The organism is Streptomyces sp. NPDC005878, assembly GCF_040629815.1.
In the GTDB taxonomy this organism is placed as follows: domain Bacteria; phylum Actinomycetota; class Actinomycetes; order Streptomycetales; family Streptomycetaceae; genus Streptomyces.
Genome location: NZ_JBEXWK010000043.1, coordinates 57,693 through 67,517 on the forward strand (window position 1 = coordinate 57,693; position 9,825 = coordinate 67,517).

The 9,825-nt window shown below is 70.2% G+C and carries 13 protein-coding genes; 1 reads left to right on the plus strand and 12 read right to left on the minus strand.

Annotation, left to right across the window (positions count from 1 at the left end; all coding sequences use genetic code 11):
• Positions 1 to 32: 32 nt before the first annotated feature.
• From ABZ404_RS37190 to ABZ404_RS37245, 12 genes are all read right to left on the minus strand, one after another.
• Entirely contained in the window at positions 33 to 281 is a 249-nt protein-coding gene (locus ABZ404_RS37190) for a hypothetical protein (protein ID WP_358837571.1), read from the minus strand.
• Positions 278 to 1,348 carry a hypothetical protein gene (locus ABZ404_RS37195; RefSeq protein ID WP_358991546.1) on the minus strand — a complete coding sequence of 357 codons (1,071 nt, stop codon included), beginning with the start codon at positions 1,346 to 1,348 and terminating at the stop codon, positions 278 to 280. Before ABZ404_RS37195 ends, ABZ404_RS37190 begins: the two co-directional genes overlap by 4 nt.
• Positions 1,349 to 1,429: 81 nt before the next feature.
• Positions 1,430 to 2,584, minus strand: a complete 1,155-nt coding sequence (locus ABZ404_RS37200) for a cell wall protein (RefSeq protein ID WP_358991549.1) — start codon at positions 2,582 to 2,584, stop codon at positions 1,430 to 1,432.
• Between the two features lie 491 nt (positions 2,585 to 3,075).
• Positions 3,076 to 3,510 carry a hypothetical protein gene (locus tag ABZ404_RS37205; protein WP_358991552.1) on the minus strand — a complete coding sequence of 145 codons (435 nt, stop codon included), beginning with the start codon at positions 3,508 to 3,510 and terminating at the stop codon, positions 3,076 to 3,078.
• Between the two features lie 432 nt (positions 3,511 to 3,942).
• Positions 3,943 to 4,344, minus strand: a complete 402-nt coding sequence (locus ABZ404_RS37210) for a hypothetical protein (RefSeq protein WP_358837910.1) — start codon at positions 4,342 to 4,344, stop codon at positions 3,943 to 3,945.
• Entirely contained in the window at positions 4,341 to 4,727 is a 387-nt protein-coding gene (locus ABZ404_RS37215; protein ID WP_358991555.1) for a hypothetical protein, read from the minus strand. The genes ABZ404_RS37210 and ABZ404_RS37215 overlap by 4 nt, the downstream gene beginning before the upstream one ends.
• Positions 4,724 to 5,581, minus strand: coding sequence for a WhiB family transcriptional regulator (locus ABZ404_RS37220; protein ID WP_358991558.1), 858 nt, complete (start codon positions 5,579 to 5,581; stop codon positions 4,724 to 4,726). Before ABZ404_RS37220 ends, ABZ404_RS37215 begins: the two co-directional genes overlap by 4 nt.
• On the minus strand, positions 5,569 to 5,865 hold the full coding sequence (locus ABZ404_RS37225; protein WP_358991561.1) for a hypothetical protein: 297 nt from the start codon (positions 5,863 to 5,865) through the stop codon (positions 5,569 to 5,571). Before ABZ404_RS37225 ends, ABZ404_RS37220 begins: the two co-directional genes overlap by 13 nt.
• Before the next feature lie 25 nt (positions 5,866 to 5,890).
• Positions 5,891 to 6,103, minus strand: a complete 213-nt coding sequence (locus ABZ404_RS37230; protein WP_358991564.1) for a hypothetical protein — start codon at positions 6,101 to 6,103, stop codon at positions 5,891 to 5,893.
• Positions 6,104 to 6,122: 19 nt separating this feature from the next.
• Positions 6,123 to 7,931, minus strand: a complete 1,809-nt coding sequence (locus ABZ404_RS37235) for a DNA cytosine methyltransferase (RefSeq protein WP_358991567.1) — start codon at positions 7,929 to 7,931, stop codon at positions 6,123 to 6,125.
• Positions 7,931 to 8,782, minus strand: coding sequence for a hypothetical protein (locus tag ABZ404_RS37240; RefSeq protein WP_358991570.1), 852 nt, complete (start codon positions 8,780 to 8,782; stop codon positions 7,931 to 7,933). The genes ABZ404_RS37235 and ABZ404_RS37240 overlap by 1 nt, the downstream gene beginning before the upstream one ends.
• A 76-nt stretch (positions 8,783 to 8,858) precedes the next feature.
• Positions 8,859 to 9,371, minus strand: coding sequence for a hypothetical protein (locus tag ABZ404_RS37245; protein WP_358837920.1), 513 nt, complete (start codon positions 9,369 to 9,371; stop codon positions 8,859 to 8,861).
• 237 nt (positions 9,372 to 9,608) lie between these two features.
• Here ABZ404_RS37245 and ABZ404_RS37250 point away from each other — a divergent pair.
• Positions 9,609 to 9,825: hypothetical protein (locus ABZ404_RS37250; RefSeq protein WP_358991573.1), on the plus strand; the 217-nt coding region annotated here is incomplete at its 3' end.

The window sequence follows — 9,825 nt, forward strand, 5'->3', positions numbered from 1 at the left end:
GTTGGCGCACCTACGCTTCCACTGACGTTGTTTCACTCGGGCGGGTGCGATCGTGCCTGGGCCGCGTCCAGCCACTGGTCCAGCATGCGCCGCTCGGCCTCGGCCTGGTAGGCGTCACGGTTCTCGGTGTCGGTCAGGTGCTGGTGGTCCATGAACCACTGGACGGTGACGCGCCAGCACTCGGGGAGCATGACGTGGTAGTCGGCGTGGAGCAGGCAGACGTGCCGCTTCACGGGGGGTTCGAGGGAGGTTCTGGCGGCAGGGTTGGACGCCTGTGTCAACGGGCGCTCCCCTGCTCCTCGGGCACGGGCGGCCGGTAGCCGTAGCGCGTGCGGTCCTTGGCGCACTGGATGGCGATCCGGGCGCATGCCTCCTGCTGCCACTGACCGTTCTCGACCGAGGACGCGCTGACCGTGACACCGGAACCGAAGACCTCGTTGCCCTTCCAGGCGTGGTTGCGGATGGGGATCCCGGCCTCGCTGGACCAGCCGACCTCCCAGGTGGTGGTCTTACGGCCGCGGAGCCGACCACGGGTCCAGCGCTCAAGCTTCAGGGTCACCTCGTAGCTCGTGCCGTCGGGCATGAACACCCGGCCTGGGACGGCCGGGCCGTGCTGTTCTCGCGTGGCCGTGTGCTTGCCGAGGAAGTAGTGGCGCGGATCGATCTTGACGTTCCCGTGCATCCAGCGCGGGTCGCTGGCACGGTGTTCGTCGCGCCGGGCCCAGATGTCCCACCACAGGGCACCGTGGTAGATGCTGATCCCGGTCTCGCGGGAGTTGTAGCCGCGGGGGTTCAGCCGGCGCTGGATCCAGCGGCCGTGGTTCTCGGTGTGGACGTACACGGCCCCGAGGGGACCGAGGCCGATGTGCGCGGCCAGGACCTGCTCACTGCCGGGGCTGCCGATCTTGAAGTCGGCGCCGAGAGACATGGAGCGGCCGATGATGACCTGCGCTCCGATACCTGAGGTGGGGTGCTCGGGCCACGGGCCGGGCAGGGGGCTGTGTACGGTGCGGGGCTTCATGCCCTTGCGCGCGAGCTGACGCACCAGGGCCGGAGACAGCTCGGCCGGTAGCGCGGGCAGGAAGGGCCCGGTGTACGCCTGGCCCAGGTCCCAGTGATCGGGGTCAAGCCAGCCCTGCGGCTTGGGGCGGATGCCGCACCGGTCGCAGGCCACCCAACGGGCCCGGTCATGGCCGTAGGTCGAGTCGTAGCCGTCGACGACGGGCTTGTGACCGGCCAGGCGGCACAACGGGATCAGGCGGGGGAGCCCGTCCACGAAGAGGCCGCGGTTGAGCAGTACGCGGGGGTCGGGGCGGTCCTTGCTGTAGTCGACGGTGAACCGGTGCACGAGGAACTCCTGGATGGAGGGGGGACTGGTAATTCGCCATGCACCACGGTTCCGTAGATCCGCCCGGGCATTGCCCCTGCCTCAGCCGGTGCCCTCTTCGTTGTCCAGGACGGACTGCTCTGGCTCTGGCTCCGGCAGCATGCACTTCGGAATGCCGTTGAAGGCGTTCTCCACGGCGAGCCGTCCGTACAACTCGATGGTGGCCTCGATGCCGTATCCCATGGCGTACTGGAGAATCACGCTCGGGTGGCCGACCGCGAGTTCCCGCAGAACGTTCTTCTCGTCCTCGCTCAGGGGCTGCTCCTCGATCTGGGGGTGCTCGACCAGGTGCTCCTCCGCAACAGCGGCGGGCGTCTGCCGTGCGGCGCAGAAAGCGGCGTTGGGCGCGGCTGCGGCTGGCGGCTGCTCGGGCGCATGCCGGACTTCGGATCGCTCGTCGGCGAGGCGAGCGGTGATGAACGCGGCCGGGCGCGCCGGATGCCACCCCGTGCACAGACCCACGAGTTCGCCCGCGATGGCGCGCGCGTCCAGGCCCCGGTCGATGAGCGGCCGTAGGGCGAACGCCAGGCGCCGCAGCCCTTCTCGCTGCGTCCAGGTCACCAGCGGGCGGACCTGACGGGCGATCTGGATGTCCCGGGCAACCTGCATCGGGGAGCGCCGGGGCGCCTTGCTGCTGCTCTGGGGCTGGGGGATTCGTGGGGTTCGGCGGCTCGCGCGCTCGCGCGAGGTGTCTCTATCAACCCCCCCCATAGCTTTCACCTGACCCTCTTCCTTAACCCAGTACAGGGAAGGGGGCTCACCGCCCTGAACAGCCTGGTTATCCACAGGGGCGTTGTCCACAGGGTGCCTGTCGGCGTCGGGGGAGCGGCGCAGGTCGACCACGATGCGGGCCGTGTAGCCGGTGCCGATGATGCGGTGCCCCATGGCGTGGTCGTAGGACGGCGGGATGACCGCCGCGTACACCGTGGCGGTGCCGGCGTAGCCCGCGAGCCCGAGGGCGCGGCGGATGTTGGCGCGGGTGCCGTGCACCACCCAGGCCAGCGCCCCCAGTTCACGCAGCACGGCAACCTGCCGCTTCACCGTCGCCTTGGACATCCCGAGGCGGGCGGCGGTCTCCTCCAGGCAGTAGCGGACGTGCCCGGTGGTGTAGTCCATGCGGTCGGCCAGGTCTTCGGCGACGCGAAGCGTGGTGGCGGTCGCCCGCGGATGATGGCCGGCTGCGATCAGCCACGCCACGGCGCGACGCCACCGACGCGGGCCGCTCCGGCGCGATGCGGTGTGGGCGACCTCCTGGGAGGCCCCTCGCACCAGGGCAACCTGCCCCCCACCGTATACGAACGGTCGTTCGAATTCGAGATCGCTACCCCGCTCGGGCGCGTCGGCGGTACGGCACGGGGTGCCCTCCATCGGAGGGGAATAACGGGATGAAACGCCCACTGAGGGGCGGCCGAGCTGACAAATGGAGTTGCTGTCGGGCACTATGTACCTGCCTCCAAGGGGGCATAGAAAAGCTGCCCGCCTCTGGTGGGTGGTGGTTCCGGTGAAAGAACCTGAAGGACGCTCGAACCCCGGGCCCGGTCGCCAAACCGGAGTCCCGAAGGACGGGCCTTAGCTCGGTCGCCAAACCGAGCCGTAGGAAGTGGCCGCGCACGGTGCGCCAACACCAGCGGCCAGCGGTAGAGGAAGCGCCCCCGCCAAGGGGCCCAGACCTCCCGCCTAGGCAGTCGCTACGTCAACCGATCTCTCTTTCCTCGGGTCTTGCGTCGGTCCTCCAGGTGGGTAACCCCGGCGGACAGCTCATCGGCACGGTCGCAGGCGGCCAATATGGCCATGGCCACGCGCCGCGCCTCGGTGGTGGGGGAAGCGACGTAGTCGCCTTCCAGGGAGTCCGGCGTGTGGATGTAGACGCAGGCCGCCACGTCGTCCTCGTCGCGCGCGAGCACCTGCCACCGTGATCGCTCCAGCCGGGCGTACGGATCGTGGGCGCGGTGGTCGATGACCCACTCGCGGCCCGGCGCCATCATGTGGTTCGCGGGCAGGATGTGGTCCGGCTTCGGCTTCTCCGCAGTGCCCGCGAGCGCGACCAGCTTGTGCAGCTCGGTGCGGATCTCTGCGAGCGTGAGGATGTCCAGCGCGGGCTGTGCCGCGCTGTCCTGGCTCATCGCGTGGTGCGGGTTGTGGTGACAGGGCCCGTGCACTGCGGCGGTGTGATCGTCACGCCGTATGGCTGGGTCCCGCTGTCTGTCTCTGCCCTTGTCCGGGTACTCTGCTCCATGACCGCACTTTCACTTGTCTGATCGCTGGTGCGTGTGGTCCGGCTCCGCCAATGATCCGGTGTTCGCGCACCGGGGAGGCGGGGCCTTTCCTCGTTTGGGTGGCGCCGTCGGACTTCGCCGGTGAGTGACTGGTCGTCTGGCGCCAGGCGCAGCCTATCGGTTGAGCTCGTCATCTGTCCTCACCCCAGGTGAGTCGTGTCGGATCATCCGTCTTGTCATCAGATATCCCGGTCATCGCACAGGCAGGCGACCGCCCGGACGTGTCCGGTAAAGACTCACAGAAAATAACTTCCGATGGCAGGGCGTCTGCTCCGCTGGTCAAGAGGCCCGCAGCAGCACGAAGGGGGACGCGTTTTCCCCGGTGGGCGGGTCGAGTTCGACGAGGTCACCCGGTTCGGTGCGGGCGCGGTGGCGGCGTCCGGTGCGGGCGGTGCTGGCGGCCCGGGTGCATTTGGGGCAGCGGCAGTCGGCGTTGTCGTAGCGGTTGGCGTCGTGGGGCTTGGCGTCGGCGCGGGCTTTGCGGCCGAGGGCGCGGGCGTGGGTGAGGGCGTGGGCGAAGGCCGGGTCCTGGTGGGCGTGCTGGCTGGGGGTGTTGATGCTGATGCCGACGTGGGCGGCGGCGTCTTTGAGGTACATGCCGGAGGTGACGGCGTCGAGGTAGCGCTGGCGCAGGGTGTCGGTGAAGCGTGGGGGCCGGCCGCGGCCGGGTCGGGCCCTCACCACAAGTCCCCCTGCCCCTGCTCCAGGTCGTGGTGGCCGCGGGCGGGTTCGTGGTCGGCGGGGTGGGGTTGTTGGGTGCGGGCGGAGCGCTGGGCGAGGTGGGCCATGGCGTGGTGTCCGGCGGCGTCGAGCTGCTGGTGGATGCGGTTCAGGAGGTCGGGGGTGAAGCGGGGGCGGACGGAGAGGCGGCCGGCGCGGTAGCCGGTGGCGAGGGCCCGGTTCCAGATGTCGGCGCGGACCGCGGGGTCGAGGGTGGGGTAGAGGAGTTCGGGGAGCCGGTCGGGGGTGCCGACGGTCTGGAGCATGCCGGTGGCGACGAGGCCGGCGAGGTAGTCGCCGCTGCTCTGGCAGCGCTGGGCGAGGGTGTCGTCGGGGGTGCTCACGCTGCCACCTCCAGCCGTACCGGCGGGGTGAAGGCGGGGTCGGGGAGGGTGAGCTGTTCGTGGAAGGCGACCATGCGCAGGCGTCTGCGGGGGAAGGGGATGCGGGCGCCGGGTGGGGTGGGGGGCGGGGTGCGGCGGAGGGTGTCGTAGCCGGGCAGGGGGAGCTGTCCGGGGCCGGTGGCGGTGATGCGGCGCTGGCGGATGCCGTCGGTGGTGGGGGCGGCGGCGACGGGGCCGGGCTCGTCGGGCCGGATACGGACGTGCCGGGGCAGCAGCCCGTGGTGGCGGGCCGCGGCGAGGAGCTGGAAACGCGTCGCGGTCTCTTTGTCCAGGCCGAGGAGGCCGCACAGCGCGGAGCGGTGCCAGTTGGAGGTGCGCAGGTCCATGCGGGCTCGGTAGGCGACGAGTTCGTCGTCGCTGTGCGCGGCGAGGGCACGGAGCAGGGCCAGGCGCTGCGGGGTGCGGGCCTCGTCCACGTTGGGGGCGGGTGCGGGTTCGGCGGTGCGCTGGGCGATGAGGCGGCGGTGGCGCTCCAGGGCGCGCAGGCCGCCCAGGATGCCGTGGGGTTCGGCGAGGTGCCCGCTTGAGGTGACGGTGGTGCCGTAGGTGAGGCAGGCCACCATGACGGGGCAGTCCAGGCACACCTCGACCGCCGCGTTCTCGCGGGCGATCCGCTCGGTCTGCGGCTCGGCGCCGTCGGTGTCGGGTGCCCCCCAGGCATCGACCGGCAACGCGAGGTTGCCGGCGGCGCGGGTGGGGTCGTCAAGGTCGGGGGCGCACCCGCGGTAGGGGTAGCGGGGGTGGTCGGTGAGCTGCTCGCGGGCTGTGACCGGGCTCAAGGTCATCGGGTCCATGGGTCGTCGTCCCCCTTCCGGGTGGGCTGGTGGCGGCTGTGGGCGGCGAGCGCCTCATCGAGGACGCTGTCGGCGGCGATGAGGACGGCCCGGGCGTTCAGGGCGCCCTGGATGCGGGAGGTGAAGGCGTCCATGTCGCGGTGGAGGGCGGCCTGCTGGAGCTGGGCGGCGGCCAGCGCCGTACGGACAGCGCGGTGGCGGCGGTGCTCGCGCCAGGCGAAGGCGCCGGCCGCCGCCAGAACGGACAGGACGGCGAGCAGGAGACGGGCGGGGAGGTTCGGCATCGGGGCTCACCTCCTGGTGAGACGTTCAGGGCTGGTGGGGGGTGTCGTACAGGTCGGCGAGGATCCGGTAGCGATCGCTGACGAGGTGTTCGGCGGTGGCCACCACGTGATGGTCGTGGTGGGGGGACGGCGAAGCCGCCCGCCCGCGCCGGATGCGGCGGAACAGGCGGACGGCTTCGCAGGTGAGGGGGAGGACCAGCACCCAGAGGACCCCCAGGACGATGAGGGCGTACTTCACGGCAGGCCTCCCGGCGGGGCTATGCGGCCTTCGCCATCTGGGGTGCCGCGTACCGGTCGATGTCCTCGCCGGTGATGGCCTCCACCAGCGCACAGACAATGACCTCCGCGCAGTTGGGGGTGACGGCGTTGCCGTACTGCCGGACGCGTTCGCGCTTGGACCCGAGGACGATGTAGGCGTCGGCGAAGCTCATGGCCCGGCCGATCTCGTGGGGTTCCAACATCCTGAACAGGACGTCTTGGATGTCGACGCTGCCTTTGACCAGGGCGTACCGGTCGCGGGTGGAGAGCGTGCCGACCGGCTCGCGCACAGTGCGTGCGGTCCCGTTCCCGTAGTACGGGACAAGGAGGTGTTGCCAGGTGACGAGGGACTGGTGGCCGGCCGTGGTCATGGTGCGGAAGTACTCATCGGCGGGGGTGCAGTGCTCGCCGCCGTTCCCGGCGCTGCCGTTGTTCCGCATCACGAACGCGGGCAGGTTTGGAGTGACCAGGCCGTGGTGGTTGCCGTTCGCGGAGACCGTGCCGACGGGCTCGCTGATGGAGCGTCCTCGGAGCTGGTCGCCGCCGCCGCGCATGGTGACCATGAACGGCAGCCAGGCCAGGCCGGTCTCGTTGCGGGCGGTCTGCGTGCGCAGCGGGTTGTTCGCCGAGGCGGGTTCCTTGCCGTCGCGCCCTTCGACGGGGATGAGGAGGGGCGGTATGGCGAGGCCGTCGTTCTCCCGGGTGGTGCGGCACGCCATCGGGTCCAGGACGCTCATGGGGTCATCGCGCCAGGTTCCGCCGGCCGGGACCATGAACGGCTCGTAGGCCACGGCCTTGGTGGAGGTGGTCGTCTGGGTGGTGAGCGGGGCGTCGATGGGCCAGGTCCGCACGCCGGGCCTGCGCTCGAAGGTGTTGCCCGCCGCTTCGAGGGTGATGGGCCGGGCGAACTTGTCGAGCCCGGCCTGGATGCGGGCGAGGGTCTTGTCGGCAAGAGGCTTGGTGCGGTCGCCGATGCGCTGCCCGGGCAGGGTCCAGTCGATCGCGACGGCCGCGGGGAGGGTCTCGGGCTCAACGATCTGGTTGCGGCACCTCGCCTGAGGACAGCGGTAGACGTACTGCTGCCGGTAGCGGCCCATGTCCCGGCCGGGCTGCTTGAACCGCTGGACGGCCTGCACCCACTGCTCGCAGCCGGGGCACCAGGCGCGGGGGCGGAGCCACTTGTCCCAGTCCGGTGTCCGCCGGAGGGTCTTGTGCCAGTAGGCGACGTACAGGCGGTCGCGTGACTGCGGGGCCTTGTGGACGGTCCGCGGGTCGGCGTGCATCGAGTTGAGGGCGATGACCCGGGTCTCGTATCCGAGCTTCTTGATCTCGCCGATCCAGCGGTCCCACTGGTCCCAGGCGCGGACGTCGACGACGTTCTCGACGACGCCCGCCTTGACGAGGCCGCCGCGTTCCTGCACCCCGCGCAGGTACATCGGAACCTCTTCCATCAGGGCGCGGGAGCGTTCGACTTCCTCGGAGGGGCCGAATCCGTTGAACAGGTCACCTTGCAGGGAGGCGTCGAAGTCGCGCTTCTTGCCGCGCGCGTTGGACCACTGCGGGCATTCGGGGCTGGCCCAGAAGATGTCGGTGACGGGCCACTGCTCGACCGGTGCCTCGCGGATGTCGCCGCGGTAGTGGTCGACGGTCGGGAAGTTCGCGGCGTGGGACTCGATGGCGCGCTGCCAGTGGTTGGCGGCGCGTTCGACGCGGACGCCGGGGATGGAGTGCATGCCCTGGGAGGAGCCGCCGGCGCCGCAGAACCAGTCCATGACGGTCAGCGCGTCATTGTCGTTGCGATGGGACATCAGGCGGCGCTCCCGTCGGCGTCGACGTTCTGGTTGGTGGACGGCTTGAGCTCGGTGATTCGGGTGTCGAGAAGCGTGTCGAAGGTGGTCCAGATGCTTTCCGGGGGCGGGCCCTGGACGCGGCGTTCCGAGAGGCCGAGCTGCTTGCCCTCGATGCGGATCTGGAGCAGGGAAAGCGGGTTGTCCCAGCAGTTCGCAATCTGCGCCATGAGGCGGTGCAGATCTGCCGTGCTGGCTGCGGGGGCGGCCTGCGCCGGGTCTGGCCTGCCGGTGCTGCTGCGGCCTTCGTCGTCGGCGGTCTTGGGGTGCTCGTTCTGGGCTTCGCGCAGGTCCGACTTGGCCCACAGGTTCAGTGCCGCACCGAACCGCATGGCGGCGTTGCGCAGTGCGTCACCGATGGCCTCCTTCACGGCGTTGGGGCCCGACTTGCCCTGGGCGTCGCCGTAACCGAGCCGGGTGTGCCCACAGACGGTCAGCCGGATCCACAGGCCGCCGTTCTGGTCGAACGCGGGAAGCCCGTGGGGGTCGAAAGCCACCGGTTCCCAGTCCCACAGGGGGTCGGCGTCCAGGAGGCGGTGCGTGAGCTCGGCGTGACCGACGTAGTCCAGATCGACGTGCGCGGTGGTGATGTAGTTCCCGCACTCCTCGCACTTCGCTTTGGCGTGCCTCGGGTTCTCGCAGACCTTGGCGCGCGAACGGGAGCAGTCGCTGCACCAGATCTTCGGCAGGTGCTGGATCTGGGAATCGGGGAAGTCGCCGCGCAGGACGGCGAGGCCTTTGAGCTGATTTTGGGTGTGCTGAAGGGGGCCCTCCGCCGTGCTGCTGGCGGGGGCCTCGATGGCGGTGGCCATGAGGTCTCTCCTAGGGGGCTTTCAGCCGGGGCGTGCAGCGGCCTGTGGGGCGGGCCGGCCGCTGCACGGCGCGGGGCTACTCGGCGTCAGCCGGGGCGTACCGGCCGATCTGGCACTTCCTGTACAGCCAGTCGATAGCGACGGTGGAGACGTAGATCCGCTGGCCTTCTTCGCGCAGTTCCTCGCACCGCTGCTCGACCCGCTTGCGCAGTGCGTGGTCCTGGGGCCGCACATTCAGGTTCACCATCGAGTCACCGGTGCCGTGCGGGGCCCGGTCCAGGGGCTTGGGGGTGAAGGTGCCGTCCATGAACGCCCGCATCGCCTCGGTGATCTCGGCATCGAGCGTGGACCCGGCGGCCCGGACGCGCTGCTTGATGAGGTCGCGGTGGGAGGCCGGCATGCGCATCGCCAGAGCGGGGCGCTTCTCCGCGTTGGCGTTCATGAGGAGCCGGCCGGAGAAGAGGTGCCCGTCGGTCGTCAGCATGAACTCAACGAACTCGGCCAGGTCGCTGCGGCCATGTTCCTTGAGGGTGCTGGCGGCCTCCGCGAGCTTGTCGCAGCGGGCCTTGTCGGCAGGGCTCAGGGCCACGGGGGTGTGTCCTCTCGGCGGGCGCCGCCGGTCGGACCGGGTACTGCGGTCAGGCGGGCGCTTGATGGGGGTGCGTGCCACGCCAGTTTCCTCCAATTCATATTGCTGATGCCACCAGCGGTGACCGGTCCCGGCCACCCCTTCGGCGGCCGGTGAACCAAACCGTACAGCAATTCATATTGCTTAAGCAATACGAATTAGCTAGGCTGGGGTCACACCGCAGACGAGGGGGACACCGTGAAGCACACCCGGAACCAAACCACCCGCCGCACCCTCGCCGACCTGTACCGGGCCGTCGACCACCAGCACGCGGTGACCCTCACCTACATCGACCACGACGGCACCGAGACCCTGCGCACGATCGAGATCCACGAGTTCCGGACCACCAAGGCCGGAGACATCACCATCATCGCCATGTGCCGACTGCGCGGCGAAGAGCGCCCGTTCACCCTCA